This window comes from Bacillus sp. NPDC094077 (assembly GCF_050279465.1).
Classification (GTDB): domain Bacteria; phylum Bacillota; class Bacilli; order Bacillales; family Bacillaceae_G; genus Bacillus_A.
On record NZ_JBNNUF010000003.1, the window covers coordinates 457,519 to 475,215 of the forward strand.

The following is a 17,697-nucleotide window of genomic DNA, read 5'->3' on the forward strand; positions in this document are numbered from 1 at the left end:
GAGAGGATGTGATTTTATGACAAAAATCACAGTAATAGGAGCAGGTAGCTGGGGAACAGCGTTAGCGATGGTATTAGCTGACAATGGGCATGATGTACGCATTTGGGGAAACCGTCCTGAGCTCATGGATGAAATTAATACGAAGCATGAGAACAGTAGATATCTTCCAGGGATTACATTGCCAAGCACAATCGTAGCCTATTCTTCTTTAGAAGAAGCATTAGTAGATGTAAATACAGTACTGCTAGTAGTACCGACGAAAGCGTACCGAGATGTATTGCAAGATATGAAAGAAATTGTTACAGAACCAATTACTTGGATTCATGCAAGTAAAGGAATCGAACCAGGTACGTCAAAACGTATTTCTGAAATGATTGAGGAAGAAATTCCGGAGAACTTGATTAAAGATGTTGTTGTATTGTCTGGACCGAGTCATGCTGAAGAAGTCGGTTTACGTCAAGCGACAACTGTCACGTCAGCTGCGAAACGCATGGAAGCAGCTGAGGAAGTACAAGATTTATTTATGAATAGTTATTTCCGTGTATATACAAATCCAGATATCGTTGGAGTTGAACTTGGTGGTGCATTAAAAAATATTATTGCATTAGCCGCTGGGATAACGGACGGGCTTGGATTAGGAGATAATGCAAAAGCAGCATTAATGACACGCGGGTTAACGGAAATTGCTCGTCTAGGAAGAAAGATGGGCGGTAATCCACTGACATTTGCTGGTCTAACTGGTATGGGGGACTTAATTGTAACTTGTACAAGTGTGCATAGCCGAAATTGGCGTGCAGGAAATATGCTTGGAAAAGGGCACTCCTTAGAAGAAGTGTTAGAAAGCATGGGTATGGTTGTGGAAGGTGTAAGAACGACGAAAGCTGCTCATGAATTAGCAGAGAAGATGGAAGTTGAAATGCCGATTACAGCTGCTTTATATGATGTGCTGTTCAATGGGAATGATGTGAAAGATGCAGTAGGTTCATTGATGGGACGTGTGAAAAAGCATGAAGTGGAAGCTATACCTGATTTACTTTAAATAAAAGCGACAGCGGTACAATTTGTACTGCTGTCGCTTTTTATTTTTTGGGTCTTTTCACCATTTTTTTATTTTTGCATAGGATGAAGAGTAACTTGAGGAGAGGGTGAAAAGAATGGATAATAACATTTTTAATAATATTGAGAAGGAAGCGAAAGTGAACAAAGAGGATATTTTTAAATTAGCATCATCTGTACAAAATGCAAATTTGCGTGATGAAACGGTGCTGCGCCAACTGATTCATCAAGTTGCTCTATTAGCAGGACGGGAAGTGCCGAAAGAGCAAGAGGATCAAATTGTAAAAGCAATTATTAACAATAATATGCCAACGGATTTTGGCTCGTTAAGTAAAATGTTTAAAAAATAAAATATGAGAAACAAAGAGTTTGTAGATTGCATATGATAGCCATGAAAGTATGGGAATAGAGCTGTTTTGGGCATATTTGGTCAACCGAAGCGAGAGGTACAGTCGCTTCGGTTTTGTTTTTTATCAAGATTGGTGGAGGATGAGCAAAAAAATCACTGATTAAAGTGTTACTTCATTAATTCGTAGTAAAATGTTCTTTTTGTATTTGTTTAAAGATTTTAATTTGTTAAAATAGTATAAAAATAGATTGATAATAAAGGGGTGTGTATATGTCGGAAGGGCTTATTAAAATGTGGTTTTCCTTAGGGGCAATGGGATTTATGTTTGTTGCAGTAAGTTTTATTTTATTAAGTAGACATAAAATAAAGAATAAATTTTTGAAAGGGATTACAGCGTTAGTAGCGTACACCCTTATGATAGTATCGGGAATTGTTATTTTTCTTGTTGTATTTAGTGGCCCTGTGGAGCAATAAAGGAAGTGCACTTCGAAAATGTTACATAAGCAGCAAGTTATATTAGTATGAAAAGGTGATTGTTAGTGAAAAAATTCCATATTATTTTAATATTTTGTTGTATGAGCATGTTAACAGGATGTTTGTATCCGAAGGAAAATATGAAACAAAATGCTGTTCCTTATGAAGATCAGTTACAAGTTGTTCAAAAAGCCATTACGACATTTAAGGAACAAAATGACGGGATATTGCCAATTAAGACGCGTGATATGAGTACGCCTATTTATCAGAAGTATCCAATTGACTTTCAAAAGATTGCTCCGCGCTACATACAAGAAGCGCCGGGTAATGCGTATGAAAGTGGAGGAGTATACCAGTATGTATTAATTGATGTTGAAACAAACCCAACAGTAAAGTTAATCGATGTTAGGATGGCTGAACAAATTCAGGAATTATCATTGAAGCTTAGGATGTATCGTGATGAACATCGATATCCACCTTTTAAAAAAGTAATTTCAGATGGTGTATATGAATTAGATTTCAAAAAACTGGGATATAAAGATATACCGCAAGTGACAAGTCCGTATTCTGGTAAAGGACTTCCTTTTGTAATTAATGAAAAAGGAGAAGTTTTTGTTGACTATAGAATCGACTTATATGAAGCTTTGAAAAAAAACGAAGGGCAATTTAAGGAGGGAGAAGATATTCGGAATATACTTTCGAAAGATTCCCCGTTTGTACCTGCTTATTCTTTACCGTACACGGTAAAGGATGGAGAACCAATTTTTTTAAAATCATAAGTCATGAACCTTTCTTTTAGTGAATAAGTTCTAGAAGAAAGGTTTTTTATGTTATACAACTTGCGATGCAAACAAAAGGTATTTTTTTAATAGTCATATGAAATTGGACAAAATTATATGATATATTGTCCGAACTTCTAGAATACCATTATATTATATCAGATATTATAGACAACGTTAGAGAAGGTATTAGTTGACTATAAACGCGGAATTATTCCCAAAAATTTTGAGGGAGGGAATCACTTGGAAAAGGTAGATATTTTTAAAGATATTGCAGAACGAACAGGTGGTGATATTTATTTTGGAGTTGTAGGAGCTGTTCGAACAGGGAAATCAACATTTATTAAAAAATTTATGGAACTTGTGGTTATTCCAAATATTGAGAATGAGTCTGATCGTCAAAGAGCGCAGGATGAGCTGCCTCAAAGTGCTGCTGGTCGTACAATCATGACGACGGAACCGAAGTTTGTTCCAAACCAAGCGGTTTCTATCGAAGTAGATGAAGGTCTTGAAGTGAATATTCGATTAGTAGATTGTGTCGGATATACGGTTCCAGGAGCGAAAGGCTATGAAGATGAGAATGGCCCGCGCATGATTAATACTCCTTGGTATGAAGAGCCTATTCCATTCCATGAAGCTGCAGAAATCGGCACGCGTAAAGTAATTCAAGAACATTCAACAATTGGCGTTGTAATTACAACAGATGGAACAATTGGTGAAATTCCAAGAAGGGATTATATAGAGGCAGAAGAACGTGTTGTAAATGAGTTGAAAGAAGTAGGGAAACCTTTCATTATGATTATTAATACGGTACAGCCGTATCATCCAGATACAGAGCAATTACGCCAAAGTTTATCTGAAGAATATGATATCCCAGTCATTGCGATGAGTGTGGAGAGTTTAAGAGAAACAGATGTATATAATGTACTTCGTGAAGCGTTATTTGAGTTCCCTGTATTAGAAGTGAATGTGAACCTTCCAAGCTGGGTAATGGTGTTAAATGAAGGACATTGGTTACGTCAAAGTTATCAAGAAGCAGTTCAAGAAACAGTGAAGGATATAAAACGTCTGCGTGATGTGGACCGTGTCGTTTGGCAGTTTAGTCAATATGAATTTATTGATCGAGCAAGCCTAGCTGGCATTGATATGGGGCAAGGTGTGGCGGAGATTGATTTATATGCGCCAGATGAATTATATGATCAAATTTTAAAAGAAGTAGTAGGAGTAGAAATTCGAGGGAAAGATCATTTATTGAAGCTTATGCTCGACTTATCTCATGCGAAAATAGAATATGATCAAGTGGCGGATGCTTTGCGTATGGTAAAGCAAACAGGATATGGGGTAGCAGCACCTGCATTAGCTGATATGAGCTTAGATGAGCCGGAAATTATTCGTCACGGTTCAAGGTTTGGCGTGAAGTTAAAAGCTGTGGCTCCATCGATTCATATGATTAAAGTAGATGTGGAGTCAACGTTTGAACCGATCATTGGTACGGAAAAACAAAGTGAAGAATTAGTTCGTTATTTAATGCAAGATTTTGAAGATGATCCGTTGTCAATTTGGAATTCTGATATATTCGGACGTTCGCTTAGCTCGATTGTTCGTGAAGGAATTCAAGCGAAACTATCTTTAATGCCAGAAAATGCTAGATATAAATTAAAAGAAACATTAGAAAGAATTATTAATGAAGGATCTGGCGGATTAATTGCGATTATATTATAAGAAAAAATCCCTCTCATTGTAGAGGGATTTTTTGTCTTTTGGCGTATGAAATAGCAAAACAAACAGTCATTATCTAATACATTGTTGTAAATTGTCAAGTTTCATCAGATTTTCACATTTTAAGAGTAACAATTTCCTTAAAAATATTGAATTATAAAGGAGAATCGTATAATATAGGCGTTGATAATGATTTATCTACATCTTTGTAGTATAGAATTTGCAAAAATTGCCTACAAATGAAAGTAAGACTCATTTTATGATCATTATACAGTCTTATCTTTGGGAGGAGGTGAATGGCATGAACAAGACAGATTTAATCAATGCTGTTGCAGAAGCAAGTTCCCTTTCTAAAAAGGACGCAACAAAAGCAGTAGACGCTGTTTTTGATTCTATCTTAGAAGCTTTAAAACAAGGTGATAAAGTACAACTGATCGGATTCGGTAACTTCGAAGTTCGTGAGCGTGCGGCTCGTAAAGGTCGTAACCCACAAACAGGTGAGGAGATTGAAATCGCTGCAAGTAAAGTACCTGCATTCAAACCTGGTAAAGCGTTAAAAGATGCGGTTAAATAATCCTTACATATTAACAGGGAAGAAGAGTTTCCTTTTTGGGAACTCTTCTTTTTGCTTTTAAAAACATAAATATGCTAGAATGTGTTCGTATCACTTTTAGGTTTTCGGGAGGGCTAGCGGATGGCAAAAGTTAATTTAGAGCAAATTGAACATGCAGTACGCCTTATTTTAGAGGCAATCGGAGATGACCCAAATCGTGAGGGAGTACTTGATACACCAAAGCGTGTTGCGAAAATGTACGCAGAAGTGTTTTCAGGTATGCATGAAGATCCGAAAGAGCATTTGCATAAAGTATTCGGAGAAGATCACGAAGAGCTTGTACTAGTAAAAGATATACCATTCTATTCGATGTGTGAGCATCATCTAGTTCCATTCTATGGAGTTGCTCACGTTGCATATATTCCGCAAGGCGGAAAGGTAACAGGGTTAAGTAAATTAGCTCGTACTGTAGATACAATTGCACGTCGACCACAACTGCAAGAACGTATTACATCAACAGTAGCTAACTCTATTATGGAAGTACTAGAGCCGCATGGTGTAATGGTAGTAGTAGAAGCAGAACATATGTGTATGACGATGCGTGGTGTGAAAAAGCCAGGTGCGAAAACAGTAACGACGGCAGTACGTGGTGTGCTAGAAAATGATGCTGCAGCACGTAGTGAAATTTTATCTTTTATTAAAGCGAAGTAAAGAAAAGCGGGAAACTGCTTTTCTTTTTTTTTTTAGTGAATAAATGATATAGTTTTAGTTGGACAGAGTGAGAATAGAAAGATTGCTTAAATGAGTGGAAGGTGTAGCCAAGTTTTGGTTATAGAAAATAGAATGTATGTGTTATAATAAGTTTTATGAATTAGAAAACAAGGGTGATTTTTTGTGTGTGACATCTACGGAGGGTATGCGGGTATAAAAGAGAAATTGATGGAGAAATTACGCCATCCTTATTTTATAAACTATATTGAAGAACCATTTATTGATGAAGAAAAAATAGCATTGTTATACGGTGCTTTAAAAAGTGAAAAGTTACATATAGAACAAATTGAGCATTATGTAGTAACAATTATGCTTGTACAAATTGCGCTTGATACGCATGAAAGAGTATCAAATAAAGCAGGTGAAGAAGCGATTGAATCACATAAACGTCGCCAATTAACAGTACTTGCAGGTGATTACTATAGTGGGCTATATTATTATTTGTTATCTATGAATCGTGATATCGTCTTAATTCGTGCGCTTGCTGAAGGAATCAAAGAGATTAATGAACATAAAATTATGTTATACCAAAAAGCGCATGAAACGATGGATGACATAATGAAAAGCGTAGTAACGATTGAGTCTGCACTTCTGCAAAAAACATGTGATCATTTTCATTTATCGCATTGGAAGCCATTTATAACATATGTATTAGGAAAAAATCGTCTCCAAAAAGAAAGTCAATTGTATGCTGACAAACAACATGCACCTGTGTTTCAAGCTGTTCAAGAGGTTTCCGGGAACGAAGCAGATGCAGAAACAGTTATTAATGGCTGGATGATGGAATTGAGAAAGAAAGAAAAACAATTTTTAGAAGATCATACAGACATAAATGAAATAAATTCTGTATTAAGAGATAAATCGAAGACATAAGCAATTTTACATTGGAAGAAGGTACGAGCATGCAACAATCAAAAGAAGAAAGAGTACATGATGTATTTGAGAAAATCTCTGATAAATACGATGTGATGAATTCTGTAATTAGTTTTCAAAGACATAAAGCATGGCGTAAAGAGACGATGGGCATTATGGATGTAAAACCAGGTAGTAAAGCGCTTGATGTGTGCTGCGGAACGGCGGATTGGACAATAGCGCTAGCTGGAGCGGTAGGTGAGCATGGGAAGGTTGTTGGTCTAGACTTCAGTGAAAACATGTTATCTGTCGGTAAGCAAAAGGTAGAGGCGTTACAATTAAAACAAGTAGAACTTCTGCATGGGAATGCAATGGAACTTCCATTTGAAGATAATACATTTGATTATGTAACGATTGGATTTGGTTTACGAAACGTACCGGATTATATGCACGTATTAAAAGAAATGACGCGTGTAGTAAAACCAGGTGGAAAAGTAATCTGTTTAGAAACCTCTCAACCAACAATGATTGGTTTTCGACAAGGATATATTTTATACTTTAAATATATCATGCCGTTATTTGGAAAGATATTTGCGAAAAGTTATAAAGAATATTCATGGCTTCAAGAATCTGCTAGTACATTCCCAGGGATGAAAGAATTGGCTAATATGTTTGAAAAGGCTGGACTTGAACGTGTCAAAGTGAAACCATTTACTTTTGGGGTAGCAGCGATGCATTTAGGTATTAAACCAGAATCAAAATAGAAAAAAGAAGTTTTAGGTTAAGGTGAACAATATGAAGTTACAACTTATGTACTCTTTTTTACGATCGGATATTAATGTGATAGAAAAAGAATTAAAAAAGACAGTTGCTTCTGAACAACCATTAGTAGAAGAGGCGGCATTACAACTTATTGAAGCTGGTGGGAAGCGAATTCGTCCTGTATTTGTGTTGCTTGCAGGGAAATTTGGAGATTATAAGTTAGACGCAATTAAGCATGTCGCTGTTGCGCTAGAACTTATTCATATGGCTTCTCTTGTTCACGATGATGTTATTGATGCTGCATTTTTACGACGCGGTAGTGCGACTGTGAATGCGAAATGGGGAGATCGTATTGCAATGTATACAGGAGACTATCTGTTCGCTAAGTCTCTTGAATGTGTAACAAATATCGAAATTCCGGAGGCGCATCAGGCGTTGTCACATACCATTTTAGAAGTCTGTAAAGGTGAAATTGAACAAATTAAAGATAAATATAACTATGACCAAAATTTAAGAACGTATTTAAGAAGAATAAAGCGAAAAACCGCATTATTAATTGCTGCGAGTTGCCAATTGGGAGCGATTGCTGCTGGTGCTAATCGTGATACGGTAAATCGTCTATTTTGGTATGGATATTTTGTAGGGATGTCTTATCAAATTATTGATGACATTCTAGATTTCGTTTCAACAGAAGAGAAACTTGGAAAACCTGCTGGTGGTGATTTGCTACAAGGAAATATTACACTTCCTGCTTTATATGCGATGGAAGATCCAATACTCCGCAAGAAAATCACATCGGTACATGAAAATACAACGACGAGTGAAATGAAAGAAATTATTGATGCTGTGAAAAATAGCGCAGCGATTGATCAAGCATTTGCGTTTAGCGAACGTTATTTACATAAAGCATTGGAAATAATAAAACCACTCCCACGTGGACAAGCAAAGTATGCATTGCAAAATGTAGCAAAGTATATTGGGAAACGAAAATTTTAGTGTTTTTTCTAAATAATAAAATAATCTCTCTATTTCAAAACTATTGCACAATTGTGATAAGGGTGTTAATATGTGTGTGGGGATATACAATTACATACATAATTCAGAAGTGGAGAGATTTTTTATGGAAAAAACATTTCTAATGGTAAAACCAGACGGTGTACAACGTGCCTTCATTGGGGAAATTGTAGCTCGTTTTGAGAAAAAGGGCTTTCAATTAGTTGGTGCAAAATTAATGCAAGTCACTCCGGAAATTGCTGGACAACACTACGGTGAGCATAAAGAAAAACCTTTCTTTGGTGAACTAGTAGACTTTATTACATCTGGTCCTGTATTCGCGATGGTATGGCAAGGTGAAGGTGTAGTAGATACAGCTCGTAACATGATGGGTAAAACAAGACCACATGAAGCTGCTCCTGGAACAATTCGTGGAGATTTCGGTGTAACTGTTGCGAAAAACATTATCCATGGTTCTGATTCTTTAGAAAGTGCAGAGCGCGAGATTGCTATTTTCTTTAAGGAAGAAGAATTGGTAGACTACTCAAAATTAATGAATGAATGGATTTACTAATTATTTTGAAATAATTTGTAAACGCTTTAATCACTGTGATAATAGTAAAAAGTGCAAGGAGAATAGGGGTATTCTTCTTGCACTTTTTTTATTTCAATTAGTTACGAAGTTTGAGCTCTTATGATATATTGATATGTAAAGTAAAAGGCCTATTGGAAGTATAGAACGAGAATAAGCAAATGGTCGATTTACTATATAATTTCTTTAATACTTTTAAAGTGATGAAAGATAATATCGTTGCTTAATATAGCGAGATAAATACATATACGAAAAGAGGAATAACGTATGCGATATATTACAGCTGGTGAATCTCATGGTCCACAACTTACAACGATTATAGAAGGTGTTCCAGCAGGACTGCCTTTAGTAGCGGATGATATAAACGAAGAGTTAGCTAGAAGGCAAAAGGGATATGGGCGTGGTAGACGCATGCAAATTGAAACAGATCAAGCGCAAATTGTAAGTGGTGTTAGACATGGAGAAACATTAGGATCTCCCATTGCACTTGTTGTTGAAAATCGTGACTTTGCACATTGGACAAAAATTATGGGCGCTGAGCCTTTAACTGAGCAAGAAGAAAAAGAAATGAAAAGGAAAGTGACAAAGCCAAGGCCTGGGCATGCGGATTTAAATGGTGCGATTAAATATGGTCATAGAGATATGAGAAATGTACTTGAACGTTCTTCGGCACGCGAAACGACAGTGCGTGTTGCTGCTGGTGCGGTTGCTAAAAAAATTTTGGGAGAACTTGGTATTAAAGTGGCGGGCCATGTGATTGAGATTGGTGGTGTACAAACTAAGGAGATTACGTATAGTTCAATTGAAGAATTAAAAAGTATTACAGAAGCATCACCTGTACGCTGCTTAGATGACGAAGCTGGTAAACAAATGATGAAAGCGATTGATGATGCAAAGGCAAATGGTGATTCAATTGGTGGGATCGTTGAAGTAGTTGTGGAAGGAATGCCAATTGGAGTAGGTAGCTATGTGCATTATGACCGAAAACTAGATGCAAAATTAGCAGCTGCAATTATGAGTATTAACGCCTTTAAAGGTGTGGAGATTGGAATTGGTTTTGAAGCAGCACATAGACCGGGAAGTGAAGTGCATGATGAAATTCTGTGGAATGAGGAACATGGATATACAAGAAAAACGAACAATGCAGGTGGATTAGAAGGTGGCATGACGACTGGAATGCCGATTGTTGTGCGCGGTGTGATGAAACCGATACCTACACTATATAAACCGCTTCAAAGTGTGGATATTGATACGAAAGAACCTTTTACAGCAAGCATTGAACGTTCAGATAGTTGTGCTGTACCGGCAGCTAGTGTCGTTGCAGAAGCGGTTGTGGCTTGGGAATTAGCGACTGCTTTAATCGAACAATTTGGGTTAGACCGTATGGACCTTATCCGTGAAAATATTGGGAAACATAATGAATATGCGAGGGGATTTTAATGGGAAACATACATATTCAAACGAAATCAAAAGAATATGATGTACATGTTGGGAAAGAGGCATTGTCATATTTGGCAACGATCGTTCAAAATATGCAGCCGGCTGTGTCTAACGTAATGATCATTTCAGATGAAGCCGTTGCAGCTTTACATTTACAGACAGTTGTTAATGCATTGCAAGTAGAACAGAAAGTATTTTCATTCGTTGTGCCGAGCGGTGAAAAAGAGAAGTCTTTTGAAAATTTCTATGCGGCTCATACGTCAGCTCTTGAAAATAAATTAGATAGAAACTCTTTAATTATCGCACTTGGAGGCGGAATGATTGGGGACTTGGCTGGTTTTGTTGCCGCGTCGTTTATGCGTGGTATTCGCTTTGTTCAGGTTCCAACGACTTTATTAGCTCACGATAGCGCAGTAGGCGGGAAAGTAGCAATTAACCATCCGTTAGGGAAAAATATGATCGGTGCATTCCATCAGCCAGAAGCGGTTGTATATCACACACCATTTTTACATTCTCTTCCTGAAAAAGAGTGGCGTTCAGGTTTTGCAGAAGTGATAAAGCATGCTCTTATTGGTGATGTAAATCTATATCATTGGTTAAAAGAAGAAGTGCAAACATTAGCGGATCTTCGTGACGAGAAGTTAATTCATATATTAACGAAGGCAATTCCGGTAAAAGCAAAGATTGTATCGCAAGATGAAACAGAAAAAGGTGTACGTGCCCATTTGAACTTTGGACATACGTTAGGACATGCTCTTGAAAAAGAGCTTGGGTATGGAAGTATTACGCACGGTGACGGAGTAGCGGTTGGGATGTTATTCGCCATATTTTTAAGTGAGCAAGTGTACAAGGTTGATCTTGCTTATGAAGAGATGAAGCAGTGGTTCTTGAAATATGGCTATCCAAAAATGCCAAGCGATTTGAATGTAGAGCGCCTTGTTCAATTGATGAAACAAGATAAGAAAGCAAATGCAGGAACAATTCATATGGTGCTTATGCAGGAATATGGGGTAGTGAATGTCGTATCTATTTCAGATGAGACTGTTCATATTGCGTTAGAGGCATTTCAAAAGGATATGGTTTAAAGATGTAGAGAAGAGGTATGAAGTGCTGATTTAGAGGTATTCTCGTAATAGTGACGGTTATGATAAAAGATTGCAGTGAGGAGCTATAATTATACTGTAATCGAATTAAATAAAATGACTGGGGGAAGCGAAATGAGAGTGAAAGAGCAATTGTTAACTTTGAGAGCATATGTACCTGGGAAAAATATTGAAGAAGTAAAAAGGGAATATGGATTATCAAAAATTGTGAAATTAGCATCAAACGAAAATCCATTCGGTTGCTCTACACGTGTGACAGAAGCGTTAACTTCGTTAGCGAGTCAATACGCCCTTTATCCGGACGGATATGCCTTTGAACTTCGGACGAAAGTAGCAGAGCATTTAGGTGTAAAAGCAGAACAACTGTTATTTGGTAGTGGGTTAGATGAAGTCATTCAAATGATTAGCCGTGCATTACTACATGAAGGAACAAATGTTGTAATGGCAAATCCTACGTTCTCTCAATATTATCACCATGCTGTGATTGAAGGAGCAGAAGTTCGTGAAGTACCACTTAAAGATGGAATTCATGATTTAGACGCAATGTTACAGCAAGTAGATGACAAAACGAAGATTGTATGGATTTGTAATCCGAATAATCCAACAGGTACATATGTAGAGAAACAAAAATTACTTTCATTTTTAGAATCAGTACCTAAGTCAGCGCTCGTTATTATGGACGAAGCATATTATGAATATGCGGGAGCAGAAGACTATCCGCAAACATTACCACTTCTTGAAAAATACGAAAATCTTATGGTTTTACGCACGTTTTCAAAAGCATATGGTTTAGCTGCTTTTCGTATCGGATATGCGGTTGGTAATGCGAAGTTAATCGGGCAGCTAGAAGTAGCAAGGTTGCCATTCAATACATCGACTGTAGCCCAAGCTGTGGCACTCGCTGCATTAGAAGATCAAGCGTTTTTACAAGAATGTGTGAAAAAGAATGAAGAAGGATTAAATCAATATTATGCATTTTGTAAGGAATATAATGTATTCTATTATCCATCTCAAACAAATTTCATTTTCTTAAAACTTGGTATTCCTGGTAATGAAGCTTTCGAACGTTTAATGAAAAAAGGATATATTGTTCGTTCTGGTGCCGCATTTGGTATAAATGATGGCATTCGTATTACTGTTGGTTTGAAAGAAGAAAATGATGAAATTATAGAATTATTGAAAGAGCTTGTAAATGAGCAAGTACAGAAAGAAGAAACATATTCTTAAGAAATTGTGAAGGCTCCTATTATAGGAGCCTTTTTTATCCCGTTATTTATATGCGGTCAGACTCCCAGTTTAAAAAGAGAAGCTGACCTGTACAGCACGATTTGTGGGACTTAATAATTGATGAGGGAAGTTATTTGCGCGGTCATGAAAGAAAACGTTACAATAGAAAGTAGTGATGCGGTATCGGTGTCATATTCGAATCGTTATCAGTGAAAGTACAAGAAGAAGTATGCTCATTCTAAAGGTTGCGTTCTTACACCTAGTTGCTTATGATAAATAAACAGAAGAGAATATTTTTTAGAATTAAAGGAGACGTTTATGCAAAAGTTTGAACAAGCTGTTTCATATATTGAAAATGGTGAAGCGGAAAAGGGATTACAATTATTAAAAGAACAATTACAAATTGCGAATGATGAAGAGAAGTATGATATCGCTCGCTACTATCATACACTTGGATTTACGGATGAGGCGCTAGCCATTACAGAAGACTTACGATTGCTATATCCGGAAGAAAGTGAATTTACGGTATTTTTAGCAGAATTATATATTGATCTAGACAAAGAAGATGAAGCAATTGAAGTACTTCATGATATTCCAGAAAATGATGATTTATATGTTCAATCGTTATTACTTGTTGCGGACTTATTCCAAATGCAAGGTTTTGATGATGTAGCAGAGCAAAAACTATTAAAGGCGAAAGAAATGATGCCTGACGAACCTGTTATTACGTTTGGATTAGCAGAATTATATAGTAGTAAAGGTGAAGAACAAAAGGCAATTACTCATTACGAGTCGCTATTAGCAGAACATAAAGTAATGGGTGGTGTTGTCATTGCGCTTCGTCTCGCAGAAACGTTAAGTGCGATTGGAAACTGGGAAGAGGCAATCTCTTATTATGAAGCAGGCTTAGAGGAGCAAAAAGATATTCACTCATTATTTGGATATGCTTTCACATTATATCAAGGAGAAGAATATCAAAGAGCAATTGGTGCTTGGCAAGAATTAAAAGAATTAGATCCTGAATACGCATCGCTGTACATGTATTTAGCGAAAAGCTATGAAAAAGAAGGAATGCTTCAAGAAAGCTATGAAACACTTCATGAAGGTATTAAAGTAGATGAACTTTCTGTTCCGTTTTATGTAGAATTAGCGAACATTGCGGCGAAATTAGGAAAAATAGCGGAATCAGAGGAAGTGCTTCAAAAAGCACTTGAGTTAGATCCAGGACATTTAGGTGCAACATTAAAATATGCGTACATCTTAAAAGAACAAGAAAAGTATGAAGAGTTAATTACAGTTGTAGAGCGTGCGATTGATAGCGGAGAGCCAGATACACAATTACTTTGGGATCTTGCGTATGCAAAAAAACAATTAGAAATGTATTCGGATGCATTAAAACACTATGAAAGTGCATATACTTCTTTTAAGAATCATCCAGACTTCTTGGAAGAGTACGGTTATTTCTTATTGGAAGAAGGAAAACGAAAAGAGGCAAAAGAAGTATTTACCCAGTTATTACAACTAGACCCAACACAAATTCATATCGAAGAGTTGTTATATAATTTAGAGGATTTTTCATAAGTTGGAAGGAAACTGAATGCCGCTTCTTGAATCTAAAAAGAAAAGAGAAAGACAGAGGAGGGACTTAATTGCTATGAATACCCCTGTTTCTGTAAACGAGAAGAAGGATTTTGTAAAATGGTTTTTGAATAATTACCAACTGAAACAGCGTGAATGTGTATGGATTTTGAATTATTTAATGAGTCACGACCAATTAATGCATAAAGTCCACTTCGTAGAGCATGCAAAATATTGTCCGCGTGGCTTAGTGATGTCAGCGAATTGTGTGAAAGACACACCGTTTCACTTTTTTAAACAAAATGTTATGACAACAGATGCTGAAAAATCGTTTCATGATATTCGTTTAAATCGAGATGAGGATATTTATATTCAACTCAACTTTAAATCATCGTTTCAAAATGCAAATTATGTAGCAGTATTAGAAGAAAACCCATATTTACCAAAGCATATTGAAGTAAATGAAAAAGACCGTTTACTGGCAGAGAGATTTTTAGAAGAGAGTGTATTTTCATTTAGAAGGGAACGTCTTTTGAAACAAATTGATGAAGCGTTGGATAAGCAAGATAAGGAAGCGTTTCATAGGTTAACGGTGGAGTTAAAGACTTTATAGAATTTATTTGGATTATTATTTTTTTACAAATTTCAGAATTTTTTCAAGAAAAACTACCTATATTAGGTAGTTTTTCTTTTTTTACCTCTTTTAGTATGGTTTAATATATATAAAGTGAAAGTTCTGTCATTTCTGATAAGGGAGGGAAGAAATGTGAAATGGATTGTAAAAGATGTAGAACAATTTGAGCAAGCAAGAGAGTATGTAGATACAGGAGTTATACCGCTTTTATCAATTTCGGCAGCGAAAGAAATGAAAATGGTTGTAGAACAAGGTGAATTTATCGAATTGTTGAGTATGGAATTGGAAAGAGAGTATAAAGGGAGAGTGCTTTTACTGCCTGCGTTTACGTATTTAGTAGAAAGCCAAAAGAAGGAAAAAGGTCGTTTGCAAGAATGGGCAGATCATTTACAAATCCAAGGTTTTAAGCATATTACCTATGTTACAAGTGATTTTTCATGGAAAGAAGATATGCAAGAGTTACAAGGAGATTTATTTTGGTTTCCTTCATTAGCGTTAGAGCAATTTAGTGATCAAGCGAAAAGAGAAGTCATTCATGCACATATAAAAAATATAATGGTTATGTTAGAAGAGAAATGGGGAAACTCGCAATAAACAGAAAGTTCTTATTATTATGAGTAGTATGATATTGACCTGTGCATGAGCGTATTATATCATGATAGTGTCCTAGTATTTATTTTTTATATAATTTATCACGAGGGGACAATTTCTGATAGAGGGGGGAAATTTTCGTGAGCGAGAAAGAACATCGTGTGTCAAGAAGACAGTTTTTAAATTACACACTTACAGGGGTAGGAGGCTTTATGGCTGCGGGTATTTTAATGCCGATGACGCGATTTGCGCTTGATCCGGTGTTAAGAAAAGAAGCGGGAACGGATATGGTGGCTGTTGCACAAGTAAAAGATATTACAACAGAGCCGAAGCGTTTTGACTTTAAGGTGAAGCAGGTTGACGGTTGGTACAAGTCCGAAGAACCAAAATCAGCTTGGGTTCATAAAGATGAAAGCGGAGACATTGTTGCGTTCTCTCCAGTATGTAAACATTTAGGGTGTACAGTTAACTGGAATTCGGACAAAGCACATCCGAATCAATTCTTTTGCCCATGTCACGGGGGACGTTACACAAAAGATGGGATTAATATTAAAGGTACGCCGCCCCTTGCTCCGCTTGATGTGTACGAGTCTAAAGTAAAAGATGGGACGCTGTATTTAGGAAAAGCGAAGCCAAGAGGGGGTGCAAAGTAGATGCTAAATAAAATTTATGATTGGGTAGACGAGCGATTAGATATTACACCGATCTGGCGCGATATCGCTGATCATGAAGTACCTGAGCATGTAAACCCAGCACATCACTTTTCTGCATTCGTCTATTGCTTTGGAGGACTTACTTTTTTCGTTACTGTAATTCAAATTTTGTCTGGAATGTTTTTGACGATGTATTATGTGCCAGATATTAAAAATGCTTGGGAATCGGTTTATTATTTACAAAATGAAGTTGCTTACGGACAAATTGTCCGTGGTATGCACCACTGGGGTGCTAGTCTCGTAATTGTAATGATGTTTTTACATACACTCAGAGTTTTCTTCCAAGGTGCGTATAAAAAACCTCGTGAACTAAACTGGATTGTTGGTGTTCTTATTTTCTTTGTTATGTTAGGTCTTGGTTTTACCGGATATTTATTACCGTGGGATATGAAAGCGTTATTTGCTACGAAAGTAGGGATTCAAATTGCAGAGCAAACGCCGCTCATTGGTCCTTATATTAAAACATTACTCGCTGGTCATTCCGAAATTGTTGGCGCTCAAACATTAACTCGCTTCTTTGCTATTCACGTCTTCTTCTTACCAGCAGCACTTCTAGGTTTAATGGCCTTCCACTTCATCATGATTCGCAAACAAGGTATTTCCGGTCCACTATAAGAGATTGCTAAATTAAAGGGGAAAAGAACTAAAGGAGGGAGATTATGCATCGCGGCAAAGGGATGAAGTTTGTAGGAGATTCTCGGGTACCAGTAGCTCGGAAACCAAATATTCCAAAAGACTATTCTGAATACCCAGGAAAAACAGAAGCATTTTGGCCGAACTTCTTGTTAAAAGAATGGATGGTTGGTGCAGTTTTTTTAATCGGTTATTTATGTTTAACAGTGGCGCATCCGTCACCGCTTGAGAGAATGGCGGATCCGACAGATGCAGGATATATACCACTTCCAGATTGGTATTTCTTATTCTTGTATCAGTTATTAAAGTATTCTTATGCTTCAGGTTCATTTACTGTAATTGGAGCATTTATTATGCCAGGGATTGCGTTTGGAGCATTAATGTTAGCTCCATTTCTTGACCGAGGCCCAGAAAGACGCCCATTAAAGCGTCCTGTAGCAACTGGATTTATGCTTTTAGCAATTGCATCGATTATCTTTTTAACTTGGGAATCTGTAGCACACCACGACTGGGAAGCTGCAAAAAAACAAGGAGCAATTGTAAAAACAGCACCAGTTGATAAAAATGATGACGGCTATAAATTAATGCAAAAAAATACTTGTTTAACATGTCATGGTGACAATTTACAAGGTGGCGCGGCAGCACCAGCGCTACAAAACTTAACTTTAAAACCAGAAGAAATCGCTAAAATTGCGAAAGAGGGAAAAGGTGCAATGCCTAAAGGTGTATTTAAAGGTACGGATGAAGAAGTGAAAAAACTTTCAGAATTTATTGCGAAGTATAATAAGAAGTAATAGAGAGCTGACTACAAAAAAATTGTAGTCAGCTTTTTATTTTGATGATAGCAAGTTTACTATATAATAAGAGTAGAGTTTGAT

20 protein-coding genes are annotated in these 17,697 nt (G+C 36.7%); all 20 read left to right on the forward strand.

What is annotated here, in order from left to right; translation table 11 throughout:
- Positions 1-16 precede the first annotated feature (16 nt).
- The 20 genes from ACQKNR_RS11100 (at position 17) to qcrC (ending at position 17,613) form a co-directional block, all read left to right on the forward strand.
- A complete protein-coding gene (locus ACQKNR_RS11100; RefSeq protein ID WP_427317775.1) occupies positions 17-1,039 on the forward strand; it encodes an NAD(P)H-dependent glycerol-3-phosphate dehydrogenase in 1,023 nt (340 codons plus the stop codon).
- A 115-nt stretch (positions 1,040-1,154) separates the two neighbouring features.
- Positions 1,155-1,406 (forward strand): stage VI sporulation protein F, encoded by a 252-nt coding sequence (locus ACQKNR_RS11105; protein WP_193411367.1) that lies wholly within the window; start codon positions 1,155-1,157, stop codon positions 1,404-1,406.
- Positions 1,407-1,675: 269 nt separating this feature from the next.
- A complete protein-coding gene (locus ACQKNR_RS11110; RefSeq protein WP_098545748.1) occupies positions 1,676-1,879 on the forward strand; it encodes a DUF2768 domain-containing protein in 204 nt (67 codons plus the stop codon).
- A gap of 65 nt (positions 1,880-1,944) precedes the next feature.
- Complete coding sequence (locus tag ACQKNR_RS11115; protein WP_427317777.1) at positions 1,945-2,658, forward strand: hypothetical protein; 714 nt, start codon at positions 1,945-1,947, stop codon at positions 2,656-2,658.
- Positions 2,659-2,901: 243 nt separating this feature from the next.
- Complete coding sequence (gene spoIVA / locus ACQKNR_RS11120; RefSeq protein ID WP_000416519.1) at positions 2,902-4,380, forward strand: stage IV sporulation protein A; 1,479 nt, start codon at positions 2,902-2,904, stop codon at positions 4,378-4,380.
- 298 nt (positions 4,381-4,678) lie between these two features.
- Positions 4,679-4,951, forward strand: coding sequence for an HU family DNA-binding protein (locus ACQKNR_RS11125; protein ID WP_001043860.1), 273 nt, complete (start codon positions 4,679-4,681; stop codon positions 4,949-4,951).
- Positions 4,952-5,071: 120 nt separating this feature from the next.
- Positions 5,072-5,641 carry a GTP cyclohydrolase I FolE gene (gene folE / locus ACQKNR_RS11130; protein WP_001151481.1) on the forward strand — a complete coding sequence of 190 codons (570 nt, stop codon included), beginning with the start codon at positions 5,072-5,074 and terminating at the stop codon, positions 5,639-5,641.
- Between the two features lie 183 nt (positions 5,642-5,824).
- Entirely contained in the window at positions 5,825-6,574 is a 750-nt protein-coding gene (locus tag ACQKNR_RS11135) for a heptaprenyl diphosphate synthase component 1 (RefSeq protein ID WP_427317779.1), read from the forward strand.
- A gap of 29 nt (positions 6,575-6,603) precedes the next feature.
- On the forward strand, positions 6,604-7,317 hold the full coding sequence (gene menG / locus ACQKNR_RS11140) for a 2-heptaprenyl-1,4-naphthoquinone methyltransferase (protein ID WP_427317781.1): 714 nt from the start codon (positions 6,604-6,606) through the stop codon (positions 7,315-7,317).
- A 31-nt stretch (positions 7,318-7,348) separates the two neighbouring features.
- Positions 7,349-8,311 (forward strand): heptaprenyl diphosphate synthase component II, encoded by a 963-nt coding sequence (hepT, locus tag ACQKNR_RS11145; protein ID WP_427317783.1) that lies wholly within the window; start codon positions 7,349-7,351, stop codon positions 8,309-8,311.
- A gap of 124 nt (positions 8,312-8,435) precedes the next feature.
- Positions 8,436-8,882, forward strand: a complete 447-nt coding sequence (ndk, locus tag ACQKNR_RS11150) for a nucleoside-diphosphate kinase (protein ID WP_000415890.1) — start codon at positions 8,436-8,438, stop codon at positions 8,880-8,882.
- Positions 8,883-9,167: 285 nt separating this feature from the next.
- Entirely contained in the window at positions 9,168-10,340 is a 1,173-nt protein-coding gene (aroC, locus tag ACQKNR_RS11155; protein WP_427317785.1) for a chorismate synthase, read from the forward strand.
- Positions 10,340-11,425 (forward strand): 3-dehydroquinate synthase, encoded by a 1,086-nt coding sequence (gene aroB / locus ACQKNR_RS11160; protein ID WP_427317787.1) that lies wholly within the window; start codon positions 10,340-10,342, stop codon positions 11,423-11,425. The genes aroC and aroB overlap by 1 nt, the downstream gene beginning before the upstream one ends.
- A gap of 132 nt (positions 11,426-11,557) precedes the next feature.
- On the forward strand, positions 11,558-12,670 hold the full coding sequence (gene hisC / locus ACQKNR_RS11165) for a histidinol-phosphate transaminase (protein ID WP_427317789.1): 1,113 nt from the start codon (positions 11,558-11,560) through the stop codon (positions 12,668-12,670).
- Between the two features lie 318 nt (positions 12,671-12,988).
- A complete protein-coding gene (locus ACQKNR_RS11170) occupies positions 12,989-14,251 on the forward strand; it encodes a tetratricopeptide repeat protein (RefSeq protein ID WP_427317791.1) in 1,263 nt (420 codons plus the stop codon).
- A 73-nt stretch (positions 14,252-14,324) separates the two neighbouring features.
- The gene (locus ACQKNR_RS11175) at positions 14,325-14,861 is read left to right on the forward strand and encodes a ReoY family proteolytic degradation factor (protein WP_427317793.1); all 537 of its coding nucleotides are present in this window, start codon (positions 14,325-14,327) and stop codon (positions 14,859-14,861) included.
- Between the two features lie 135 nt (positions 14,862-14,996).
- On the forward strand, positions 14,997-15,476 hold the full coding sequence (locus ACQKNR_RS11180) for a YpiF family protein (protein WP_427318002.1): 480 nt from the start codon (positions 14,997-14,999) through the stop codon (positions 15,474-15,476).
- 137 nt (positions 15,477-15,613) lie between these two features.
- Positions 15,614-16,126, forward strand: coding sequence for a menaquinol-cytochrome c reductase iron-sulfur subunit (qcrA, locus tag ACQKNR_RS11185; RefSeq protein ID WP_001290418.1), 513 nt, complete (start codon positions 15,614-15,616; stop codon positions 16,124-16,126).
- The gene (qcrB, locus tag ACQKNR_RS11190) at positions 16,127-16,801 is read left to right on the forward strand and encodes a menaquinol-cytochrome c reductase cytochrome b subunit (protein ID WP_000932700.1); all 675 of its coding nucleotides are present in this window, start codon (positions 16,127-16,129) and stop codon (positions 16,799-16,801) included.
- A 44-nt stretch (positions 16,802-16,845) separates the two neighbouring features.
- Positions 16,846-17,613: a menaquinol-cytochrome c reductase cytochrome b/c subunit gene (qcrC, locus tag ACQKNR_RS11195; protein ID WP_427317796.1), complete on the forward strand. Its 768-nt coding sequence runs from the start codon at positions 16,846-16,848 to the stop codon at positions 17,611-17,613.
- The last annotated feature ends 84 nt before the right edge of the window (positions 17,614-17,697 follow it).

Bases quoted from the DNA above. Each gene is read 5' to 3' on its own strand.
- ACQKNR_RS11100 (WP_427317775.1), top strand. From the start codon at position 17: ATGACAAAAATCACAGTAATAGGAGCAGGTAGCTGGGGAACAGCGTTA.
- ACQKNR_RS11105 (WP_193411367.1), top strand. From the start codon at position 1,155: ATGGATAATAACATTTTTAATAATATTGAGAAGGAAGCGAAAGTGAAC.
- ACQKNR_RS11110 (WP_098545748.1), top strand. From the start codon at position 1,676: ATGTCGGAAGGGCTTATTAAAATGTGGTTTTCCTTAGGGGCAATGGGA.
- ACQKNR_RS11125 (WP_001043860.1), top strand. From the start codon at position 4,679: ATGAACAAGACAGATTTAATCAATGCTGTTGCAGAAGCAAGTTCCCTT.
- folE (WP_001151481.1), top strand. From the start codon at position 5,072: ATGGCAAAAGTTAATTTAGAGCAAATTGAACATGCAGTACGCCTTATT.
- menG (WP_427317781.1), top strand. From the start codon at position 6,604: ATGCAACAATCAAAAGAAGAAAGAGTACATGATGTATTTGAGAAAATC.
- hepT (WP_427317783.1), top strand. From the start codon at position 7,349: ATGAAGTTACAACTTATGTACTCTTTTTTACGATCGGATATTAATGTG.
- ndk (WP_000415890.1), top strand. From the start codon at position 8,436: ATGGAAAAAACATTTCTAATGGTAAAACCAGACGGTGTACAACGTGCC.
- aroC (WP_427317785.1), top strand. From the start codon at position 9,168: ATGCGATATATTACAGCTGGTGAATCTCATGGTCCACAACTTACAACG.
- aroB (WP_427317787.1), top strand. From the start codon at position 10,340: ATGGGAAACATACATATTCAAACGAAATCAAAAGAATATGATGTACAT.
- hisC (WP_427317789.1), top strand. From the start codon at position 11,558: ATGAGAGTGAAAGAGCAATTGTTAACTTTGAGAGCATATGTACCTGGG.
- ACQKNR_RS11170 (WP_427317791.1), top strand. From the start codon at position 12,989: ATGCAAAAGTTTGAACAAGCTGTTTCATATATTGAAAATGGTGAAGCG.
- ACQKNR_RS11175 (WP_427317793.1), top strand. From the start codon at position 14,325: ATGAATACCCCTGTTTCTGTAAACGAGAAGAAGGATTTTGTAAAATGG.
- qcrB (WP_000932700.1), top strand. From the start codon at position 16,127: ATGCTAAATAAAATTTATGATTGGGTAGACGAGCGATTAGATATTACA.
- qcrC (WP_427317796.1), top strand. From the start codon at position 16,846: ATGCATCGCGGCAAAGGGATGAAGTTTGTAGGAGATTCTCGGGTACCA.